Origin of the sequence: Acidovorax sp. 93 (assembly GCF_003633835.1) — a bacterium.
GTDB lineage: Bacteria > Pseudomonadota > Gammaproteobacteria > Burkholderiales > Burkholderiaceae_C > Acidovorax > Acidovorax facilis.
The window spans coordinates 4,353,155-4,373,970 of sequence record NZ_RBIT01000001.1 but is presented as its reverse complement, the minus strand read 5'-3'; the positions used below and the strand labels follow the sequence as shown (position 1 = coordinate 4,373,970).

Below are 20,816 nucleotides of genomic sequence, written 5' to 3'. Positions count from 1 at the left end.
CTAGTGGTACAGCGCCTCGATCTCGGCCGCATAGGTCTTGTAGATGCTGGAGCGGCGCACCTTCATGGTTGCGGTCACCTCGCCGTCGTCGTGGTCCAGCTCCTTGGTGAGCAGGTGGAACTTGCGGATCTGCGATACCTGCGCGAGGCGCTGGTTGCCCTGGTTGATTTCGGCGTCGATGAGGCCACGCACCTCGGGGTGCTCCACCAGCGAGCGAAAGTGCGTGAACGGAATGCGCCGCGCCTCGGCCCACTTGCCCACGGTCTCGTAATCGATCATCACCAGTGCGCCGACGAACTTGCGCGCCTCGGCCACGATGATGCATTCCTTGATGAAGGGGCTGCCCTTCATCGTGTTCTCGATCTCGGACGGGGTGAGGTTCTTGCCACCGGCCGTGATCATGATGTCCTTGAGTCGGTCCACGATCTGGATCTGGCCTTGCGATTCACGCACCACGTCGCCCGTGTGCAGCCAGCCATCCACGATGCTGCTGGCCGTGGCCTCGGGGTTCTTGTAGTAACCCGCAAACACCATGTCGCCTCGCAATTGCAGCTCGCCGTTGTCCGCAATGCGGTGCTCCACACCCAGCGTGGGCACGCCCACGGTCCCCACCACTACATGATCGAGCCGGTGGCCCGTGACCATGCCGGTGGATTCGGTCAGGCCATACACCTCGATGAGCGGCACGCCCAGCACGCGGAAAAAGCGCACCACATCGGGCGGAATGGGCGCGGCGCCGGTGAGCGCCACATGGGCGTTGCGCAGGCCGATGAAGTTCTGCAGCGCGCGGAAGACGAGCCAGTAGCTCGTGGCATAAGTGAGCTTGTCGCCCACGCTCCAGGCACTGTGCGGCTTGTCGGCCAACGGCTTGCAGGCGTTGTAGGCCTTGTGGAACAGCGCGCGGCGCAGTCCGCCAGTCTCTTGCAGCTTGATGTGGATGGCGGCGTGCAGCTTTTCCCAGATGCGCGGCACGCCCAGGAACATGGTGGGCGCGACTTCGCGCAGGTCTTCCTGCACCGTGCGGATGGACTCGCCAAAGTTCACCTGCGAGCCGATGTACACCGGCACAAAGCTGGTGAGCATCTGCTCGGCCACATGGCACAGCGGCAAGTACGACAGGTGCGTGGTCTCGCGCGACAGCTCCAGCCGGTCCACGATGCCCGGCACCACGCCCCGGATGTTGCGGTACGAAATCATCGCGCCCTTGGGCTTGCCGGTGGAGCCCGAGGTGTAGATCATCAGGCCCACGTCATCCAGCCGCTGGCGCGCCAGGGCGTCGTCGATGATGGCTTGTTGGCCCGACGCTGCGCCCAGCCGTTCCACCTCGTCAAAGGTGGTGATGAACTGCCGCACTTCGGGCGCAAAGCTGCGCAGGCCCTTGGTCTCCATGACCACGATCTTTTTCAGGCGCGGCAGCTCGGGCAGCGCGGCCAGCAGCTTGTCGGTCTGCTCCTGGTCTTCGCAGACCATGATCTCGATGTCGGCATGGCCGACCACATAGGCCACTTCGTTGGTGGGGCTGGTGGGGTACACACCCACGGTCACCGCGCCCACCAGGCCTGCGCCCATTTGTGCCAGCACCCATTCGATGCGGTTCTCGGAGATCACGCCCACATGCCCGCCCGCAGGCAGGCCCAGAGCGCGCAGCCCCAGGCCGAAGTGACTGGCACGCTGGTGGTACTGCGCCCAGGTGAAGGGCTTCCAGATACCGAAGTCCTTTTGCCGGATGGCGATGCGCTGCGCGTCGGTGCGTGCGCGCTCGCGGAGCATCTGGGGCAGGGTGAGGTCGGGGAGTGTACTCATGACAGCCAGCGTTTGCGACGCTTGTAGTGCTTGATGTCCTTGAAGCTTTTCGCCTCGCCACCGCCACCCATGCCGAGGTAGAACTCGCGCACATCGGGGTCGTTGGCCAGGCGTTCTGCCGTGCCGTCGATCACGATCTTGCCGTTCTCCATGATGTAGCCCCGGTGCGCCACGGCCAGGGCCACGGTGGCGTTCTGCTCCACCAGCAGCATGCTGGTACCGCGCTCGGCATTGATGCGCGCGATGATGGTGAAGATGTCTTCGACCAGCTTGGGGGAGAGCCCCAGCGAGGGCTCGTCGAGCAGGATGAGCTGGGGCTGCGCAATCAGCGCGCGGCCAATCGCCAGCATCTGCTGCTCGCCGCCTGACAGGTACCCGGCCAGGCCCTTGCGCCGCTCATGCAGGCGCGGAAAGTAGCTGTAGACCAGGTCGAAATCCGGCGTTGCATCCTTGCGGCCCGTGAGTGCATAGGTGGCGGCCACCAGGTTCTCTTCGACCGTGAGGTCTTCAAACACGCGGCGGCCTTCCATCACGTGGCTCAGGCCGTTGCGCACCAGCTGCTGTGGCGCCAGCGCCGCCGTGGGCTGGCCATTGAAGTGGATGCTGCCGCTTTCGACCACACCATCCTCCAGCGCCAGCAGGCCCGAGATGGCCTTGAGCGTGGTGCTCTTGCCAGCCCCATTGCTGCCCAGCAGCGCCACGATCTGCCCCCGCGGCACGGCCAGCGACAGGCCGCGCAGGGCCTGCACCACCTTGTTGTAGATGACCTCGATGTTGTTGACTTCGAGGACGTTGGCCGGGGTTGGCTGGGTCATGGCAAAGGCGAGGTCAGAGCTTGATCCAGTCCGAGGCGGCAACCATCTTCTGCGCCTTCATGTCCGCGCGGTACACACGGCCCACGGGGATGGAGTTGCCACTGATGGTGATCGGCACGCCGATCAGCCCGCCCGTGTCGAAGTCCTTGATGGAGTTGAGCGCGGCCTTGAGGTTGGGGCCGGTGAGCGGTTTGCCCGCATCCAGGCAGCGCTTGGCCGATTCGGTGAACAGCATGGCGGCCAGGAAGCCCTGGATGTAGGCCGTGCTCTGGTACTCGGGCCGCAGCGCGCGGATCTTCTCCAGCATCGGCGCCTTCTCGGTGTCGTAGTAGTAGCGGTAGGGCATCACGCCCATGAAGCCATCGGCGGCCTCGCCCATCTTCATCACGGTGGAGCTGTCCATGGTCCAGAAGGTGCCCATCCACTTGCTGGTCATGCCTTGCTGCTTTCCCTGGGTGATGAATTCGGGGATGGGCGCGAGGATGTAGCCGTGGAAGATGGTGTAGTCGGGCGCTGCGCGGCGCAGCTTGATGACCTCCGTGGACACGTCCACGCTGCCTGCGGGCGTCATGATCTTGATGGGCACCGACAGGCCGAGGGCCTTGGCGGCAGCCTCGCTTTTCTCGATGGGGTCGCGGCCGAACTCTGAGTCGGAGTACACAAAGGCCACCTTGGCGCCGGGCTTCTCTTTGGCGATGTGCTTGAGCAGGATGCCGAACATCTCCGTGTAGTCGGGGCCCACGAGGAACTGGTTCGGGTACTTGGCAGGGTCGTTCAGCTCGGATGCGAACGAGGCCCCGGCCATCAGTGTGGTGCCAGCGCGGTCCAGCTCGGGGTTGATGGTCTTGGAGAAACCGGTGGAGTCACCGTAGTACAGATTCACCTTGTTCTGGCTGGTGATCTTCTTGTACGCGGCCACCGACACATCGACCTTGTAGCCCGTGTCCTCGGGCACGTACTTGAGCTTGCGGCCCTTGATGCCGCCCGCGTCGTTGACCATCTTCACGTAGTCACCAATGCCCGCGTTGATGCCCACACCCGCAAACGCGAACACACCCGTGAGCGGGATGGAGCCGCCGATCACGATGTCTTCGTTCGACTGCGCCAGCACCGAGAGCGGGCTGGTGAGCGCGGCGGCGCCAGCGGCACCGAGCAGCAGGTGGCGGCGCTGGAGGGAAGTGTGTGGTGTGTCCATGTTGTCTCCTGAATGGTTTAGTTGCGGAAAGGCCAGAGATGGAAAAAACGGCGGATACGCCGCCACACTTCGGCCAGGCCATGGGGCTCGAAGACGAGGAAACCGATGATGAGCAGGCCAAAAATGACGGTGCGCACGGGCGAGAGAAACACGGTGAGTTCCGCACCCCCGGGCAGCAGGCCCACGACGAGCTTGAGCAGCTCGGGCACCATGGTCATGAACACCGCACCCAGGATGCCGCCCAGGATGGAGCCCATGCCGCCGACGATGATGGCCGCCAGGAAGAAGATGGACATGAGCAGCGGAAAACTCTCGGGCGTGACCACGCGAAAGAAGTAGGCCCACAGCCCGCCCGCCACGCCTGCGTAGAACGAGGACAGGCCAAACGACAGCAGCTTGTAGCGCAGCAGCGGTATGCCCAGCACCTCGGCCGAGATGTCGCGGTCGCGAATCGCGATGAAGGCACGGCCCACGCGCGTGCGAAACAGGTTGGCCGCGCCCAGCAGCATGAGGAGGGTGACCGGCACGATGAGCCAGTACAGGCGGAACGAGGTGTCGAGCGCCATGCCAAACAGCTTGGCGGGCGGCACGCTCAGGCCACCGGTGCCGCCGGTGAACTTCCAGTTGGCAAAGATGAAGTGCGCAATGAACGATGCGGCAATGGTGGCAATCGCCAGATACAGCCCCTTCACGCGCAGCGAAGGGATGCCCACCACGATGCCACCCAGCATCGCGACAAAGCCACCGGCCAGCAGGTTGAGCACAAAGGGCGTGCCCACCTTGGTTTCCAACACGGCCACGGTATAGGCGCCCAGGCCCATGAAGGCGGCCTGTCCCAGGCTGACCAGCCCTGTGTAGCCCGTGAGGATGTTCAAGCCCGTGGCGCTGGCCACATTGATGCTGACCAGGCAGGCCAAGTACAGCCAATAGTCGCTGGCCATGAACGGGAACAGCACCAGCAGCGCGGCGCCCACGGCCAGCCACACTTTTTGCGTGTGCGAGTCGAACAGCGCCGCATCGGCGATGTAGGTTTCCTTGAGGGTTCCGATGCGCATCAGAGTCTCTCTATCTCGTGGGTGCCGAACAGGCCGTAGGGCCGCACCAGCAACACGGCGACCAGCACGATGAAGGTGGCCAGCAGCTTGTATTCGCCACCCAGGTAGGCCCCGGCCAGTGCCTCGATCAGGCCGATGAGCACGCCGCCGATGAGTGCGCCCAGCACGCTGTCGAGCCCGCCCACGATGACCACCACCAGCACCGACAGGCCAAACAAGCCCATGCTGGACGAGATGCCACCAATCGAGCCGACGATGATCCCGGAGACCGCCGCGATCATGGCCGACACCACCCAGGCCAGCGAGAACACACGCGGCACGTTGATGCCGACGGAATAGGCCGCAGCCTGGTCGCTGGCGGTGGCGCGCAGGGCCACGCCACCGCGCCAGAAGCGGAACACCACCAGCACCGCCGCGATGAACACGATGGCAATCACCGCACCCCAAAACACCTTGGGCGCGAGGAAGGCATCCCCCACCATGATGGGCTGGCTGGGCATGAAGTCGGGCAGGCGGCGCTGGTCGGCCGTCCAGATCATCTCGACCAGGCCCACGAGCACGGAAGCCAGGCCCACGGTGACCATGAACACGGAGATGGGTGGCTCGCCCAGCAGCGGGCGGATCATGGTGCGCTCGATCACCGCGCCCAGCAGGCCTGTGCCCAGAACGGCGGCCGGAATGGCCAGCCACAGCGGCAGCGCAAACGTGGCGGCAAAGGTGAAGAACAGGTAGGCGCCGACCATGAGGAGCTCGCCAATGGCGATGTTCACGACGCGCGTGGCCTTGTAAACCATCACGAAGGCCAGCGCAGCGAGGGCGTACAGCCCGCCGCCCGCGATGCCGGTGAGGCTGATTTCAAACAGGTAGGCCCAGTCCATCATGCGGCTCCCTGCGGGGTGGTTGGGTGGCTGCTGGCCCGGAGCTTGGCGCGCAGGTCGCCCACATCGCCAGCGCCCAGGTAGGCACGAATCACCTCGGGATCCGCCTGCACGGCAGCGGGGGTGCCTTGGGCGATGACCTGGCCGAAGTTGAGCACCACCACATGGTCCGACAGGTCCATCACCATGCCCATGTCGTGCTCCACCATGAGCACCGTCACGCCCCACTCTTCGCGCACGTCGAGGATGAAGCGCGCCATGTCTTCGGTCTCTTCGCGGTTCATGCCAGCCACGGGCTCGTCCAGCATCAGGATCTGTGGCTGCATGGCGAGCGCACGGGCCATCTCCACGCGTTTTTGCAAGCCGTAGGGAAGGGCCGACACGGGCGCATGGCGGATGTGGTCGATTTCGAGGAAGTCGATGATGCGCTCCTCGATGTCGCGGCGCAGCTCGGCCTCTTCGCGGCGCGCGCGGCCCAGGTAGAACAGCGCTTGGAGCACGTTGGTTTTGAGGTGCGCGTGGCGGCCCAGCTTGATGTTGTCGAGCACCGTCATGCCGCGAAACAGCGCAATGTTCTGAAAGCTGCGTCCCAGGCCCAGCTTGGCGCGCTGCGGCGCCGGGATGCGCGTGATGTCCTGCCCCTGAAAGCGGATGGAGCCCTGGCTGGGCCGGTAAAAGCCCGAGATGGTGTTGAACAGCGAGGTCTTGCCCGCGCCGTTGGGGCCGATGACGGCGGTGATGGAGCCGGGCTGCACATCGAACCCTACACCGGTCAGCGCCTTCACGCCGCCAAACGCCAGGGTCACGCCCTGCACCTGGAGCAGGGGCGTGGCAGCAAAGGGGCCGGAAGGGGTTGTCTCCATTGGCTTTCTAATACGGGTTGTTCGCAGCTTCTGACAGAAATTTCTCTGGAACCCTGCAGAAATTTCCTACTTTTGCGTAAACTGTTTACTCGTAAGTAGATTCTGGAAGCCGCAACCCCGTTCAGCATCCGTACTTTCCCGAGGAATCGCCCCCCATGCCCCAGGCCAAAGCGGCATCGACCCGACGCAGCAGCAAAAGCAGCACGAGCGGCAGCAGCACCCAGCGCGCGGCCCCCAAGCCCTCATCCTCAGCGCCGTTGCCCCCGGCCCAGGCTGCTGCACCCGACGAAGCTTCGCCCGCCGCAGCTTCGCCCTGGGCCCCCGTATCGCACCGCGAGCGACAGCGCGAAGCCAAGCGCAACGCCGTGCTGCAGGCGGCGGCGCAGCTGTTCAACGAGCGCGGCTTTCACGCCACCTCGCTCGACGACATCGCTGCGCGCCTGAACGTGACCAAGCCCACGCTGTACTACTACGTGAAGAACAAGGACGAGATCCTGCTGCAGTGCGTGGGCAAGGGGCTGGCGATGATGCTCGAAGGCATCGACGCATCCCGCGCCGCAGGCGGCAAGGCCATCGACCAGCTCATGACCTGCATGCAGGTGTACGCGCGCATCGTCACCATGGACTTCGGCATGTGTCTGATCCGCGTGGGCGACGAGCAGGTGCCCCCCGAAAGCCGCAAGGAGCTGCGCCGCCTCAAGTCCGCCATCGACCAGGAGTTCCGCCGCCTAGTGGCTGAGGGCGTGGCCGAGGGCTCGATCCAGCCCTGCGACCCCAAGATCACGGCCTTTGTGATTGCAGGTGCGCTCAGCTGGATCGGCCGCTGGTACCAGCCCGGCGGCGAGTACACGGCCGAGCAGGTCGCGCAGCAGTGCATTGCGACGCTGTGTGAAGGGGTGTTGCGGCGGCCTGCAGACAGCACTACGCTGGACGCCGCTGCCGTGCCCGCCCCCAAACGCAGGGCGGCGAGCAGCAAAGCCAATACCGCTGTTCGGCCCAGCGGGGGCTGATGCGTCTCGGTGGGTCGGAATTCAAGCCAAATCGGCCTTTCGCGCTTGATGGATAAGCGCTAAATGCTACTGATTGGGTAGCGTTTTGCGCGGTGCCCTGGGGGCTTGGTGTTCCGCCTGCCCTGCCGCCAGGTCATCCAATATCGGACAGTCCGGCCGGTCGTTGCCCTTGCAGCAGGACACCAGCGTTTGCAGGCTGCGCTGCATGGCCTGCATTTGGGCGATGCGTTCGCTCAGGTCGTCGATGTGTTGTTGGGCGATGCGCTTGACCTGGCTGCTGGCGCGGCTGCGGTCGTGCCACAGGCCCAGCAGTTCGGCGATTTCTTCCATCGAAAAGCCCAGGTCGCGGCTGCGGCGGATGAAGTGCAGGGCGTGCACGTCGGCCTCGGTGTACTGGCGGTAGCCGCTGTCGGTGCGCGCCACGCCGTTGATGAGGCCCAGCGATTCGTAGTGCCGCACCATGCGCGCCGAGATGCCTGCGCGCTTGGCAGCGACGCCGATGGGCACGGGCCAGGCGATGGGGCGGGGCGCTGTGGCCTTGGCGCGCGTGGTCGGCGCGGCATCGGGGGAATGGGGCATGGTCATGGTGTGGCCCTCGCTGGGTGCGTGGTGGCGCGGCGCTCAGGCCGCGACGGTGTAGCCTTCTTCGGCAATCGCGGCGGCCAGGGCCTCGCGGGGGGCGGTGCTGTCCACGTCCACCTTGCCGCTGGCGCGGTCGATGCGCACCTGGGCGTTGGGATCTACCTGCTGCACGGCCTGGGTGACGGCGCGTTCGCAGTGGCCACAGGTCATGCCCTGCACTTGGAAAGTCGTGGTGGTGGTGGTTGCCATGGGGTGTCCTTGTTGGGTTTGGAAATGTGGCCGTGGATGCGACCGAAGCGAATGTTGAAGCTTGACATCGTGGCAGAGTCAAACGCCGCTCAAGACACTCATGGTGTGAGGGTTGATCAATATCAATGCTTGACCTTGCCATCACGTCAAGGATCAGCATCCCGGCCATGAACACCATCACCACCCCCCCCAACACCGCGCCCGGGTCTGTGCACTCGCTGGACCTGGGCATTTCTGGCATGACCTGCGCAAGCTGCGTGGGCCGTGTGGAGCGCGCGCTGCGCAAGGTGCCGGGCGTGCAGGAGGCCTCGGTCAACCTGGCGACCGAGTCTGCGCGCATTGCCTTTGTCACGCAGGTGGGCGCCGACGCCGCCGCCATGGAGGCGGTGCTGCGCCGCGCGGTGCGCAATGCGGGCTACGAGCCGCGTGCGGCGGGGCAGGAGGACGCGCCTGAGGACTTGTCACCCTGGGCGGGCTTCATGCCTGTGGGCATTGGCCTGCTGCTGTCTGCGCCTCTGGTGCTGCCCATGATCGGCGACCTGTTCGGCCAGCACTGGATGCTGCCGGCCTGGGTGCAGTTTGTGCTGGCCACGCCGGTGCAGTTCATCCTGGGGGCACGGTTTTACAAGGCGGGCTGGCATGCGGCCAAGGCGCTCAGCGGCAACATGGATTTGCTGGTGGCGCTGGGCACCAGTGCGGGCTGGGGCCTGTCGATGTGGCTGTGGCTCACGGCCCCCACGGACCACTCTGGGCATGTGCCGCACCTGTACTTCGAGGCCTCGGCCGTGGTGGTCACGCTGGTGTTGCTGGGCAAGTGGCTGGAGGCACGCGCCAAGCGGCAGACCACGGCCGCCATCCGCGCGCTGCATGCGCTGCGGCCGGATGTGGTGCACCTGCTGGGCAAAGATGGCGAGGTGGATGTGCCGGTGGCTGAGGTGCTGGTGGGCGACCAGCTGGTGGTGCGGCCCGGCGAGCGCATCCCCGTGGATGGCACGGTGCACGAGGGCCACACGCAGGTGGATGAATCCATGCTGACGGGCGAGCCCTTGCCCGTGGCGCGCGATGTGGGCGCGGCGCTGACAGGTGGCTCCATCAACGGCGATGGCCGCATCGTGATGGCGGTGACGGCCGTGGGCGCTGAGACAGTGCTGGCCCAGATCATCCGGCTGGTGGAAGACGCGCAGGCGGCCAAGGCGCCGATTCAGCGGCTGGTGGACCAGGTGTCGGCCGTGTTTGTGCCCGTGGTGCTTGTGGTGGCGGTGGTCACGCTGCTGGGCTGGCTGTGGATGGGCGTGGGCATGGAGGCCGCGCTGATCCACGCCGTGGCCGTGATGGTGATTGCCTGCCCCTGTGCGCTGGGATTGGCCACGCCGGCGGCCATCATGGCGGGCACGGGCGTGGCGGCCAAACACGGCATTTTGATCAAGGATGTGCAGGCGCTGGAGCTGGCGCACAAGGTGGATGTGGTGGCTTTTGACAAGACCGGCACGCTGACCGTGGGCCAGCCTCGGCTAACGGCGTTTGAGGTGGTGCCAGGCTTCGACGATGCGGCCGTGATGGCGGCGGTGGCTGCGGTACAAAGCGGCAGCGAACACCCGCTGGCGCGTGCCGTGGTGGCGGCTGCGGGCGAGCGGCAGATCAGCGTGGCCACCGCGCAGGATGTGCGCGCCGTGCCTGGGCGCGGCACCGAGGGCGAGGTGGACGGCCAGAGCTACCTGGTGGGCAGCCTGCGCTGGATGCAGGAGCTGGGGGTGGACCTGGGTGCGCTCGCGGTGCGGGCACAGCAGCTGCAGAACGAGGGGGCCACCGTATCGGCTGTGGCCCAGCGCGTGACGGAAGGGTTAGCGCTTCGGGCCCTGATGGCTTTTGGTGACGAACCCAAGCCCGGTGCGCGCGAGGCGCTGGCGGCACTGAAGGCGCGTGGCATCCGCAACGTGATGATTTCGGGTGACAACCGCGGCGCGGCCGAGGCCATGGCCCGGCGCCTGGGGCTGGACCCCGACGCGGGCGAGGTGATGGCCGAGGTGCTGCCGGGTGACAAGGCGGCGAAGGTGGTGGCATTGCAACAAGGGCCTGATGGCAAGCGCCATCAAGTGGCGATGGTGGGCGACGGCGTTAACGATGCCCCAGCTCTCGCGGCTGCGGATGTGGGCATGGCCATGGGCAATGGGACCGACGTGGCCATGCACGCGGCGGGCATCACGCTGATGCGGGGCGACCCGATGCTGGTGGCAGCGGCGCTCGATATCTCGCACCGCACAGTGATGAAGATCCGGCAGAACCTGTTCTGGGCGTTTGCATACAACGTGGCGGGCATCCCGCTGGCGGCCCTGGGCTTTCTGAGCCCGGTGGTGGCGGGGGCTGCGATGGCGCTGAGTTCGGTGAGCGTGATGGCGAATGCCCTCTTACTCAAGCGGTGGCGCATGTGATAAATACGTACAACACGGTCATCGATGTCTGGCAAACTGCAACGATTTGTTGCGAATCCGTGGCCTCGGGGGAGGTGCGACGGGCGCACAGGCATACCAATATATGAAGGACGACAGATCATGAATCTCTTCTCGCTCATGCGGCAGTTCACCATACGTTTGCGCATGCTGGGGGCCATTGGCGTGGTGCTGGGCCTGCTGGGGCTGCTGGGGGGCGCGGGCATGCTGGGCATGTTTCGCATCCACAACATGAGTCAGGACTTCATGGACCACTCGTTTGCCGAGGTGGGCTACATGGCCGAGCTGCGTGGCGAGATGGGGGCCATTCGCCAGTTCGAGAAGGACATGATCATTGGCTACGAAAAGCCCGAGGCGGTGAAAGCGGCGCACGCCAAATGGCTGGAAAGCCAGGACAAGGCCAAGAAGATTGCGAACAAGTTCCTGGAAGGCGAGGAAGACTCTGACAACCCTGTGGTGCGCAACATCGTCAAGCGCCTGGACAGCTACCGCGAGCTGTTCGCGCACGTGGCGCGCCAGCTGGAGGCCAGCGGCTATGACACGGCCACGATTGCCAACCGCATGAGCGGCAAGGCCGTGGCCGAGTTTGCCGAGGCCGACAAGCTGATGGCCGAGCTTGATTCCGTGCTGCGCGCCGAGGTGGCCAAGTCGGTGGAGCAGCAGGGCGAGGTGTCTGACCAGACCAAGTGGCTGTTTGTGCTGGCCGTGCTGATCACCGTGGTGGTGGTGGTGCCCACCACGCTGATGAACATGAACTCCATCTGCCGCCCGTTGGAAGACGCACGCAGGATGGCGCAGGCGATTGCGGGGGGCGACCTCTCGCAGCACATTGCGGCCGAGGGCAAGGACGAAGTGGCCGACCTGCAGCGCGCTCTGCGCGACATGCAGCAGGGCCTGGGCGCGCTGGTGGCGCAGGTGCGCGATGCCAGCGGCAACATCGCCACAGCCAGCCAGGAGATTGCCACGGGCAACCAGGACCTGTCGCAGCGCACCGAGCAGACGGCCAGCAACGCCCAGGAGGCCGTGTCTTCGCTGTCGCAGCTGACCGCCACGGTGCAGCAGACGGCGTCGTCGTCGCAGATGGCGAACCAGTTGGCGGCCTCGGCCTCGCAGATGGCCACGCACGGCGGTGGCGTGGTGCAGCAGGCCGTGGCCAGCATGCACGAGATCTCCACCTCCAGCCGCAAGATCGGTGACATCATCGGCCTGATCGACTCGATTGCGTTCCAGACCAACATCCTCGCGCTGAACGCTGCCGTTGAGGCCGCCCGCGCGGGGGAACAGGGCCGGGGCTTTGCGGTGGTGGCCAGCGAAGTGCGCAGCCTGGCGCAGCGCTCGGCCGCAGCAGCCAGCGACATCAAGGGGTTGATCCAGAACAGCGTGGCCGCCGTGGACGGTGGTGTGCGCCACGTGGAAGAAGCGGGCACGGCCATGAAGGACATCGTGAGCAGTGTGCAGCGCGTGGGCGACATCATTGGCGAGATCACGGCAGCGGCGTCCGAGCAGTCGGCCGGCATCGGCCAGGTGAATGGCTCGGTGGGCGAGATCGACCGCATGACGCAGCAGAACGCGGCGCTGGTGGAAGAGTCCGCGGCCGCCGCCGAATCACTGCGCGAGCAGGCCGCGCGGCTGTCGCAGGTGGTGCAGCAGTTCCATCTGGCCGACTCCATGGGGCATGGCCATGCTCACCGCAGCGGCGGTGGCAGCAGCAGCGTGGCCGCGCCGTATGCCGAGGCACCGACGCAGGTTTCATCAGGCCCCACGCAGGCTCGGCTGGCGCGCTGATCTGTTGCCCGTGCTGCGCATGCGCAGCCAGTGCATCAAGGCCCTGCAGGCTTGGCGTGCAGGGCTTTTTTATTTGGCTGCTCTCCATGCTGCCGCGGAGAGGGGCAGATCAGGCCGCAGTCCGTTTATTGACCTGGGTCATGGGCGTGGTGTGTGCTGCATGGCACCCTTAGAACCTGTTCAAGATCTTTTCGGGGTCGCACAAGGTCCATACCGGGATGGGATGCAAGGCGCGGGGCGCCGCTAATAGCCCGTGCTATTGGCAAGCGCCGCAACGCTGCAGACCGCCCGGCAAGGCACTTGCCCGAAGGGTTGGAGTGAAATCGGGCGATTAGAAGCCTCGACTGCTTGCATGGGCACGAGCCCATGCGGCGCATCCGAAGCATCCACTCATCCCGATTGCACTCCAATGCGATCCCCGAAAGATCTTGAACAGGTTCTTAGAGTTCGTCTAACCTGGGGAGTGCACCATGCCGTCGATCAGCCTGCGGACCATTCGCGAAGAGCATGCGTCGCTTGCGGCGGTGCTCCATTCCTTGCGTCTGATGCTGGACCAAGGCCCGGGCGATGCGCCTGCCGCGTTCTTTGACGTGATGCGGGCCATGCTGTTCTACATCGACGAGTTTCCCGAACGGCAGCACCACCCCAAAGAGTCGCAGTGGCTTTTCCCCAAAGTGGCCGAGCGCGCGCCGCAGGCCGCTGAGGCCATTGCGCAGCTGGAGCGCGACCACGAAGGTGGCGAGGCAGCGGTGCGGGAGCTGCAGCACCTGCTGCTGGGTTGGGAGCTGATGGGTGATGGCCGCCGCGAGGCCTTTGCCGACGCGCTGCAGCGCTATGTGCGCTTTTACCTGGAGCACATGCGCACTGAGGAAACCGTGGTCCTGCCGGCGGCGCAGGAGTGCCTGCAGCCGGGTGATTGGGTGGCCATTGATGCGGCCTTTGCCAGCAACACCAACCCGCTGGCCCCGGGCAAGCCGCGCGATGCGGCGTATGACCGGTTGTTCACCCGGATCGTGATGCGGGCGCCCAGCCCGATAGGGCTTGGAAGCCCCCCCTGAGTCGCCTGCGGCGCCTTCCCCCTCAAGGGGGACGCCGCCAGCGTGGCGGGGCGGCCCTTGCGCGGCGGCCCTGGCTTGGGGCGCGCCGGTATCCACCGTTGTGTGGCGAGACTGCCGCTTGGTGGACAGGGCTGTTCAGCCCGCTGCCAAGGCTGGATAGTCGGTGTACCCCTCAGCACCGCCTCCGTACAGCGTCGCGCGGTTGATTTCGTTCAGCGGGGCGTTGCTCTCCAGGCGCGCCACCAGGTCGGGGTTGGCGATGAAGGGGCGGCCAAAGGCAACAATGTCGGCACCGTGGGCCAGTGCGGCATCGGCCAGCTCGCGGGTGTAGGCGTTGTTGACCATCCAGGCGCCCTTGCCACCGGCTGCGCGGTAGGCTGCCTTGAGGGCGGCGTAGTCAAACGGGCGGCCTTCCACCTCGCGCGGGCCGCCGGTGGCGCCTTCGATGATGTGGATGTAGGCCAGGTTCAGGGGCGCGAGCTGGCGGACCACGTGGTCGAACAGGGGCTGGGGGTCGGCGTCCACGATGTCGTTGGCGGGGGTGACGGGCGACAGGCGGATGCCGGTGCGGCCACCGCCGATTTCTTCAACGATGGCGCGGGTCACTTCCAGCAGCAGGCGGGCGCGGTTCTCGATGCTGCCACCGTAGTCATCCGTGCGCTGGTTGGCGCCGGTCTTGAGGAACTGGTCGATCAGGTAGCCGTTGGCGGCGTGGATTTCGACACCGTCAAAACCCGACGCAACGGCGTTGCGCGCGGCGTGGCGGTAGTCCTGCACGATGCCGGGGATCTCTTCGGCATCGAGTGCGCGGGGCATGGAGGTGGGGGTGAAGGTGGGCACGCCGTCCTTGATGAGCACGGTCTTGGTGTTGGCCTGCACGGCCGAGGGTGCGACGGGGGCGGCGTTGCCCGGCTGCAGGTCGGTGTGCGAGACACGGCCCACATGCCACAGCTGCACCACGATCTTGCCGCCGGCATCGTGCACGGCGCGGGTGACCTTCTTCCAGCCGTCCAGCTGCTCGGTGCCGTACAGGCCGGGCACATCGGCATAGCCCTGGGCTTGCGGGCTGATGGCTGTGGCCTCGGAAATGATGAGGCCGGCACTGGCGCGCTGCGCGTAGTAGGTGGCGACCAGGTCGGTGGGGATGGCCTCGGGCGAGCGGTTGCGCGTCAGGGGCGCCATGGCAATGCGGTTGGCCAGCTGAAGGTCGCCCGCGCGGGTGGGTTCAAACAAAGAGGTCATGGTGAGGGTGTCCTGAGGGGCTGTGTGCAAGAAAAGCAGCCTTTCAGCTTAATGCTGCAGCGCAAAACGTGCAGCACACTTGCGTCAACAAGGGCACAGGTTTTGTGTTAACCCGGTCGCTCAGACTGTCGTGCCAGCGGCGCGGGGGCCGTTGCACGAGAATGGACCGCCATGCCCTTGCCACCGCCTTCCGCACCGTTGTTCGTCTCCCCGTTGCGCAGCCTGTGGCTGGCCGTGGCCTTGTCGATGGGCGCCGCTATCTCGCTGGGCATCACGCGGTTTGCCTATGCCTTGTTGTTGCCGCCCATGCGTGAGGACCTGGGCTGGTCGTACACGCTGGCGGGCGGCATGAACACGGTGAACGCGCTGGGCTATCTGCTGGGGGCTCTTGCCACGCCGTTGCTGTTGAGGCGCGTGGCCCCGGGGACGGTGCTGGTGGCAGGTGCGGTGATGGCCACGGTGTTCATGGGCCTGAGCGGATTTTTCACGCAGGCAGCGCCCCTGCTGGTGCAGCGCCTGCTGGCCGGTGGTGCCAGTGCGCTGGTGTTCATTGCGGGGGGCCTGCTGGCGGCACGCCTGGGCGCCCAGGTGCCGGGGCGCAGCGGTTTGCTGCTGGGCCTGTACTACGGCGGCACGGGCTGGGGCATCAGCCTGTCGGCCTTGCTGGTGCCTGCGGTGCTGGGCGTGGCGCCTGCGCCGCACAGCTGGACCTGGGCGTGGTGGGTGCTGGCGCTGGCCTGCGTGGCGGCCACGGCGGTGCTGCTGTGGCCTGCGCGGGCGTTGAACGGGTTGGCTGCACCCGTGGCCGCCGCATTCGGGACCACACCGGAGGCTGCAGTGCCCGACCGCGTGCGCTGGCGGGCGCTGGCTCCTGCGCTGCTGGGTTATGGCCTCTTTGGCGTGGGCTACATCGGCTACATGACCTTTGTGGTGGCGTTGCTGCGCGAGCAGGGCCGGGGTGCGGTCGAGGTGACGCTGTTCTACGCCCTGCTGGGGCTGGCCGTGGTGTTGTCGTCGCGCATCTGGGCCGGGCTGCTGGACCGCAGCCGGGGCGGTGAGGCACTGGCGCGGCTCAATGCGCTGCTGGGCGTGGCCACCATCCTGCCCGCCATCACGGGCGCGTGGCCGGTGGTGCTGGCCTCGGGGCTGCTGTTTGGCGGGGTGTTCCTGTCGGTGGTGGCATCGACCACGGCGCTGGTGCGGCACAACCTGCCGCAGGCGCTGTGGGCCAGCGGCATCAGCGCGTTCACCATCGTGTTTGCGGCGGGGCAGATCGTGGGGCCCACGGTGGTGGGCTGGATTGCCGATGGCCCTGGAGGCCTGGCGCGCGGGCTGGTCTTCTCGGCCTGCGCGTTGTGGGTGGGGGCGCTGGTGGCGTGGCGGCAGAAGCCGCTCTAGCGCATCTGGAGTTTTGGCCGAGTGCGTGCTATGCGCTCCCAATCGATACTGGCGCGGCCTAGACCAGAAACGCCGAGCAAGGGCCGCCCCGCAGCGAGGGTGTTGTCCCGCTGCCCGCGTAGCGAGAGCGGGGGGAAGGCGCGCAGCGCCTCAGGGGGTATCCCTATTTCAGCAGGCCTTCTGCCTTCATGGCCGCCTGCACCGCAGGCCGTGCACCCACACGCTCGCGGTAGGCCGCCAGATTCGCCAGGCCGGCGATGTCGAGCTTGGTGGGTTGGGTCCAGTTGGTCACGGTGAACAGGTAACCGTCGGCCACGGTGAACTGGTCGCCCATCAGGTATTGCTTGCCCGCCAGCTGGCCATCTACCCACTGCAGGCGTTGCAGCAGCCGCTCGCGCACCATGGGTTTGTAGTCCTCGGGAGTGGCGGGGTTGAACAGGGGGCTGAAGCCCTTATGCAGCTCCGTGCCGATGAAGGTCAGCCACTCCTGCAGGCGGTAGCGCGCCAGGGTGCCGTTGGCGGGGGCCAGTTGCTTGTCGGGCACTTGGTCGGCGATGTATTGCACGATGGCCGGGCCTTCGCGCAGGCGCTCGCCGTTGTCCAGCTCCAGCACGGGCACGTAACCCAGCGCATTGATGGTGTAGTAGTCGGTACCATCCTGCAGCTTGTGGCTCTTGGTGCTGGCCAGCACGGGGGTGTAGGCTAGGCCGGCCTCTTGCAGGGCGATGTGGGGAGACAGGGAGCAGGCGCCGGGGGAGTAGTAGAGCTTCATGGATCGGTCCTTGAATTCGTGAAAGAGTGACAAACGGTGAAGCTGTCGATGCTATGCGCTTCGCTGTTTTTATGTCGGCCGACAGTGCGTGGTGGCCTCGGTCATTCCTCTGCAGCCCTAACCCTGGTAAAAGTCTGTAACCCGCGCAGCCCACCTCCTGCATTCCCCGCGTGCAGGAAGCTCCTGATTTCATAGCTGATCGCGCAATCCCCACGGCCCCTGCAGCCCGATTCCTTGCTTTCCCCGCCGCCCACACCGGCCCGTCCCATGTAGGGGTCATTCCTAGCTAGGAACACTCCTAGCTAGGAGCCTTCCCAGTTTCGCGCGCTGATGCCTGTAGGCACAGTCGCGCGCCATGCAAGTCGCCCCCTCAGCCTCCACCTACGCTCCCGCCCCTGGCGACCTGGCCAGCCAGCCCGCCCCTGGCAGCGCATTCAACAGCTACACAGACCAACCCCAGGACAACGCTGGCGCCTTTGCCGACAGCGGCCCAGGCGGCTACGCCCAGCCCGATCCTCAGAACCCCCAGGCTGCCCCCGCCCTGGCCAGCACCTCCCTCTTCGCCCCCACCGACCAAACCCCCAGCACCACACTGGCCCTGATGGTGCAGGCACAGACCAAACCTCTGCTGGTCACCCCTGAGAACGCAGCAGGCCTGGGCATCGACTTTGCGCACACCAAGCCCCTGACCGTCACCCCGGAGAACGCAGCAGGTCTCGGCATCGACCTGGTGCAGACCAAACCCCTGCAGATCACCCCCGAGAACCCAGCCATTGGCACTGTCGGCGCCCAGGCAGCAGCCCCCAATGCCAGCCCCACCGAGATCGCCGCCCTGGAACTGCTGCTGGCCGAGCCCGCCAACCAAGAGATGGTGGCCCAGTTCGGCCCGCCCCTGCGCCCCCTGAACACCGACACCGACGTCGGCCAAGGCATCCTCGCGCGCTTTGGCCCCGACCTGGGCGCCCGGCTGACCCAGCTGCAAGAGGCGCACAACGCCGTACGCGACCAATTCCTGCAGGCCCTGGACCACGCCCAGCAAAACCCCGGCCCCGAAGTGGCAGGCAGCGAACTGATCGCATGGCACTCCAGCGGAGGCGATGCCGAGCACATCACCGAGCAGACACTGCACAGCGTCACCCACCCGCCCAGCGCCAATCAGGCCAGCGACCTCCAGGCCATCGAAGCCCAGGCGCTCGCCGCTGGCGGGCAACACCAGAACCTCTGGCGCCTGAGCGACCCCGCCGAATTCGCCAAGGCCTATGCCAGCGGCGACAGCCCCGCACAAAAAGCCTTCGCCCAACTGCACGGCAAAGAGCCCCTGCAGTTCCATGCCGCCGTGCAGCACGGCGAAACCGATGCGGGCCCGGACATCACCCCTGCCTACTACGGCCTGGGCGAGAGCCAGCTGGTGCTCGGCGGCCCCACCGTCACAGAAAACGGCAACCCCGGGCCCTGGGCAGCCAGCACATGGCAGACCACCCAGCTCACCCCCGAACAGAACCGGGATCTGATCAACAACGAATACCTGTGGTTTGACCCCGTCAACGGCTGGAGCACGGACCTAGCCAACAACATCAAGCAAAGCACCAGCTTCCTGGACAAGGCGCTGCCCATGGTGTTTGCAGGCGTCATGACCTTCGCCACCGCAGGCGCCTTTGGCATTACCGCCGCCAGCGCCAGTACCAGCCTGGGCCAAAGCATGGCGCTGGGCGCCATCAGCAGCGCCACCATGCAGCTGACCACCGGGGGCAAGATCGACCTGGGCGACCTGCTGCGCTCGGCACTGACGGCCGGAGTGAGCTTTGGGGTGATGAACGCCACAGGCATGAACGAGCTGCTGCAAGGCGGCGATCTGGCTACGCGCAGCCTGGGGCACCTGGGCAAGGCGGGCCTGCAGGGTGTGCTGCAAGAAGCCACGGGGGGCAAGTTCAAGGACGGCCTGACCAACAGCCTGCTGGCCAGCGTGGCGGGAGAAGTGGGCAAGAGCCTGGAGGTGCAGATCGCCGAGCTCAGCAAGAACGAAGGCCTGAGCGTGCAAGAAGCCAGCATGCTGCGCCTGCTCGGCCGGGCGGCCAGCAGCGCAGTGAAGGTTGCGGGCAGCAATGACCCGGCGGCGGGGTTTGCGAGTGACTTCCTGGGCGAAGTGCTGGGTGAAGAGCTGCGGGGCGCACAAGGAAAGGGGCAAAGCCAAAGCCAGAACCCAAGCCAGGCAGGGAGTGAGGGACAACCAGGAGACAGGCCCTCCAGCGACTGGGTGAGGAACCTGGGGGCCAGTGAGGTGGATGCGCAGGGGCTGGGCCTGCGGCCAGGGCTCGGGGGACTGGGCGTGCGGGTTTCAGACGAAGCCCTGTCTGGCTGGAGTGACGAGATCGATGGCGGCATCGCCCTGAACGGCAGCATGGCCCCCGAAACGCAAGCGATCACTGAAGCAGTGGTCGGAAAGGGCCAGGGCCCGCTGGCAGCACTGGAGGCAGTGGGGCTGGACAAGCATCAGCAAGTAGCGGCCTACGGTCAGTTGCTGGCCAGCGGTCAGATACAGCTCAACGCACAGGGCGCGCCCATCGTGCAGCCGGGGCAGGTGCTGCAGTTTGATCTGTCGGACACGAGCGCGGCGCAGCTGGGCGGGCGGGCCATTGCGGTGGAGAGTGCGGGGCGGGAGGCGCTGGCTGCGCAGCAGGCGGCTGAGACCTATACGGGAGCAGGTGGGGGAAGAGGGTTTGTGAATCCGGCACTTGCAGGGTCGCTCGCAGGAGCTGCGCAAGACAGCAGCCTGTTCTCACGTGACTCAATGAACGAGTACTGGAGCGGAGACGACATCCTTAGCCGAGGCATGCGTGCTGCAGGCAACACCATCTATGACGTAGCAGAAGCATTGACCCCCGCAGACAGCACTCCGCAAGAGGTGCAGCGAGCACGCGAACTGGGGCAGTTGCGCCAGTCTTTCAATGCCGCGCGCGAAGCTGGCGACATCGGGGAGATGCAAAAGCTACAAGCGCGCCATGCACAGATCACGTCGGCTGATGGCAACCCATCGATGTTGCAGGTTTCTATGGCGTCGGACATTCTTCGCGCCCAGATAGCGCAAGGACTGCCGGCTGACCGGTATTCGCTGGGACTCGCGGCGGGTGCTGCCATTACGCAGGGGTTTGCTGGTATGGTGGCACCCACCGCTGGCGGTCCCATTGCCGGGGCAAATGGGGGAGCGGCAACGACAGTCATAACACCTGCAATGGAGACAAAAATCCTATATGGTGAGCGGGTCACTAATGCAAGTGGAACGCCGACGAATCGATTGATTGGCGCACATGGCGGCGAAATTTCGAATTCAAAACCGAACTACGCTGTCGAGGTGATTTCCGTGAACGCAGACGGAACACGAAATGCAAAACTGTTAACTCAGTTCAGTGATGGTAATGTCTCAAATATTAAGTCGAGTACGTTGTTTCCTGAACATTGGACACCCAGCCAAAGCATTGGTGCTGTGAAGCAAGTCGGAGATTTGGTGCCAGTTGCTACGCGTGCTGATGGAGCGGCGCTCTATCAATCAACTGTAAATGGGGTTCAGATTGAGGTGATTAAAGTTGGGAATAATGTGACTGCTGGCTACCCAGTTGGATCACGTGGATTTCAAACAAAAACATACTTTTTAACAGGCAAGAACTAG

At 65.6% G+C, this 20,816-nt stretch carries 16 protein-coding genes; 6 read left to right on the top strand and 10 right to left on the bottom strand.

The features are described 5' to 3' along the window. From C8C93_RS19955 to C8C93_RS19930, 6 genes are read right to left on the bottom strand one after another with little or no spacing between them, the layout of a single operon-like run. Positions 1–1,803, bottom strand: a complete 1,803-nt coding sequence (locus C8C93_RS19955; RefSeq protein WP_121508039.1) for a long-chain fatty acid--CoA ligase — start codon at positions 1,801–1,803, stop codon at positions 1–3. Continuing rightward, entirely contained in the window at positions 1,800–2,618 is an 819-nt protein-coding gene (locus C8C93_RS19950) for an ABC transporter ATP-binding protein (RefSeq protein ID WP_121508038.1), read from the bottom strand. Before C8C93_RS19950 ends, C8C93_RS19955 begins: the two co-directional genes overlap by 4 nt. A 13-nt stretch (positions 2,619–2,631) precedes the next feature. Then, positions 2,632–3,813: an ABC transporter substrate-binding protein gene (locus C8C93_RS19945; RefSeq protein ID WP_121508037.1), complete on the bottom strand. Its 1,182-nt coding sequence runs from the start codon at positions 3,811–3,813 to the stop codon at positions 2,632–2,634. Positions 3,814–3,830: 17 nt separating this feature from the next. Then, the gene (locus tag C8C93_RS19940) at positions 3,831–4,868 is read right to left on the bottom strand and encodes a branched-chain amino acid ABC transporter permease (protein WP_121508036.1); all 1,038 of its coding nucleotides are present in this window, start codon (positions 4,866–4,868) and stop codon (positions 3,831–3,833) included. Next, positions 4,868–5,749, bottom strand: coding sequence for a branched-chain amino acid ABC transporter permease (locus C8C93_RS19935; RefSeq protein WP_121508035.1), 882 nt, complete (start codon positions 5,747–5,749; stop codon positions 4,868–4,870). The genes C8C93_RS19940 and C8C93_RS19935 overlap by 1 nt, the downstream gene beginning before the upstream one ends. Next, positions 5,746–6,609 carry an ABC transporter ATP-binding protein gene (locus C8C93_RS19930; protein WP_121508034.1) on the bottom strand — a complete coding sequence of 288 codons (864 nt, stop codon included), beginning with the start codon at positions 6,607–6,609 and terminating at the stop codon, positions 5,746–5,748. The genes C8C93_RS19935 and C8C93_RS19930 overlap by 4 nt, the downstream gene beginning before the upstream one ends. A gap of 155 nt (positions 6,610–6,764) precedes the next feature. Between C8C93_RS19930 and C8C93_RS19925 the strand changes: the two genes are divergently transcribed. Continuing rightward, positions 6,765–7,619, top strand: coding sequence for a TetR/AcrR family transcriptional regulator (locus tag C8C93_RS19925; protein ID WP_233559521.1), 855 nt, complete (start codon positions 6,765–6,767; stop codon positions 7,617–7,619). A 66-nt stretch (positions 7,620–7,685) separates the two neighbouring features. Here the strand turns inward: C8C93_RS19925 and cueR are convergent, their stop codons facing one another. Together cueR and C8C93_RS19915 are read right to left on the bottom strand one after the other, a co-directional pair. Further along, on the bottom strand, positions 7,686–8,204 hold the full coding sequence (cueR, locus tag C8C93_RS19920; protein WP_233559520.1) for a Cu(I)-responsive transcriptional regulator: 519 nt from the start codon (positions 8,202–8,204) through the stop codon (positions 7,686–7,688). Positions 8,205–8,240: 36 nt separating this feature from the next. Then, complete coding sequence (locus C8C93_RS19915; RefSeq protein WP_121508033.1) at positions 8,241–8,450, bottom strand: heavy-metal-associated domain-containing protein; 210 nt, start codon at positions 8,448–8,450, stop codon at positions 8,241–8,243. Positions 8,451–8,617: 167 nt separating this feature from the next. On the opposite strand from C8C93_RS19915, the gene C8C93_RS19910 reads away from it, so the two are divergent. From C8C93_RS19910 to C8C93_RS19900, 3 genes are all read left to right on the top strand, one after another. Continuing rightward, the gene (locus tag C8C93_RS19910; protein ID WP_121508893.1) at positions 8,618–10,879 is read left to right on the top strand and encodes a cation-translocating P-type ATPase; all 2,262 of its coding nucleotides are present in this window, start codon (positions 8,618–8,620) and stop codon (positions 10,877–10,879) included. Between the two features lie 120 nt (positions 10,880–10,999). Beyond that, entirely contained in the window at positions 11,000–12,682 is a 1,683-nt protein-coding gene (locus tag C8C93_RS19905; RefSeq protein WP_121508032.1) for a methyl-accepting chemotaxis protein, read from the top strand. A gap of 470 nt (positions 12,683–13,152) precedes the next feature. Continuing rightward, positions 13,153–13,740: a hemerythrin domain-containing protein gene (locus C8C93_RS19900; protein WP_121421759.1), complete on the top strand. Its 588-nt coding sequence runs from the start codon at positions 13,153–13,155 to the stop codon at positions 13,738–13,740. A 135-nt stretch (positions 13,741–13,875) separates the two neighbouring features. On the opposite strand, the gene C8C93_RS19895 is transcribed toward C8C93_RS19900, so the two are convergent. Further along, a complete protein-coding gene (locus C8C93_RS19895; protein ID WP_121508031.1) occupies positions 13,876–14,982 on the bottom strand; it encodes an alkene reductase in 1,107 nt (368 codons plus the stop codon). Positions 14,983–15,153: 171 nt separating this feature from the next. On the opposite strand from C8C93_RS19895, the gene C8C93_RS19890 reads away from it, so the two are divergent. Continuing rightward, the gene (locus C8C93_RS19890) at positions 15,154–16,380 is read left to right on the top strand and encodes a YbfB/YjiJ family MFS transporter (protein WP_121508030.1); all 1,227 of its coding nucleotides are present in this window, start codon (positions 15,154–15,156) and stop codon (positions 16,378–16,380) included. Between the two features lie 163 nt (positions 16,381–16,543). On the opposite strand, the gene gstA is transcribed toward C8C93_RS19890, so the two are convergent. Continuing rightward, on the bottom strand, positions 16,544–17,152 hold the full coding sequence (gene gstA, locus C8C93_RS19885; protein ID WP_121508029.1) for a glutathione transferase GstA: 609 nt from the start codon (positions 17,150–17,152) through the stop codon (positions 16,544–16,546). Between the two features lie 355 nt (positions 17,153–17,507). Between gstA and C8C93_RS19880 the strand changes: the two genes are divergently transcribed. Beyond that, positions 17,508–20,816 (top strand): EndoU domain-containing protein, encoded by a 3,309-nt coding sequence (locus tag C8C93_RS19880; RefSeq protein ID WP_121508028.1) that lies wholly within the window; start codon positions 17,508–17,510, stop codon positions 20,814–20,816.

Bases quoted from the DNA above. Each gene is read 5' to 3' on its own strand.
- C8C93_RS19955 (WP_121508039.1), bottom strand. From the start codon at position 1,803: ATGAGTACACTCCCCGACCTCACCCTGCCCCAGATGCTCCGCGAGCGC.
- C8C93_RS19950 (WP_121508038.1), bottom strand. From the start codon at position 2,618: ATGACCCAGCCAACCCCGGCCAACGTCCTCGAAGTCAACAACATCGAG.
- C8C93_RS19945 (WP_121508037.1), bottom strand. From the start codon at position 3,813: ATGGACACACCACACACTTCCCTCCAGCGCCGCCACCTGCTGCTCGGT.
- C8C93_RS19940 (WP_121508036.1), bottom strand. From the start codon at position 4,868: ATGCGCATCGGAACCCTCAAGGAAACCTACATCGCCGATGCGGCGCTG.
- C8C93_RS19935 (WP_121508035.1), bottom strand. From the start codon at position 5,749: ATGATGGACTGGGCCTACCTGTTTGAAATCAGCCTCACCGGCATCGCG.
- C8C93_RS19930 (WP_121508034.1), bottom strand. From the start codon at position 6,609: ATGGAGACAACCCCTTCCGGCCCCTTTGCTGCCACGCCCCTGCTCCAG.
- C8C93_RS19925 (WP_233559521.1), top strand. From the start codon at position 6,765: ATGCCCCAGGCCAAAGCGGCATCGACCCGACGCAGCAGCAAAAGCAGC.
- cueR (WP_233559520.1), bottom strand. From the start codon at position 8,204: ATGACCATGCCCCATTCCCCCGATGCCGCGCCGACCACGCGCGCCAAG.
- C8C93_RS19915 (WP_121508033.1), bottom strand. From the start codon at position 8,450: ATGGCAACCACCACCACCACGACTTTCCAAGTGCAGGGCATGACCTGT.
- C8C93_RS19910 (WP_121508893.1), top strand. From the start codon at position 8,618: ATGAACACCATCACCACCCCCCCCAACACCGCGCCCGGGTCTGTGCAC.
- C8C93_RS19905 (WP_121508032.1), top strand. From the start codon at position 11,000: ATGAATCTCTTCTCGCTCATGCGGCAGTTCACCATACGTTTGCGCATG.
- C8C93_RS19900 (WP_121421759.1), top strand. From the start codon at position 13,153: ATGCCGTCGATCAGCCTGCGGACCATTCGCGAAGAGCATGCGTCGCTT.
- C8C93_RS19895 (WP_121508031.1), bottom strand. From the start codon at position 14,982: ATGACCTCTTTGTTTGAACCCACCCGCGCGGGCGACCTTCAGCTGGCC.
- C8C93_RS19890 (WP_121508030.1), top strand. From the start codon at position 15,154: ATGCCCTTGCCACCGCCTTCCGCACCGTTGTTCGTCTCCCCGTTGCGC.
- gstA (WP_121508029.1), bottom strand. From the start codon at position 17,152: ATGAAGCTCTACTACTCCCCCGGCGCCTGCTCCCTGTCTCCCCACATC.
- C8C93_RS19880 (WP_121508028.1), top strand. From the start codon at position 17,508: ATGCAAGTCGCCCCCTCAGCCTCCACCTACGCTCCCGCCCCTGGCGAC.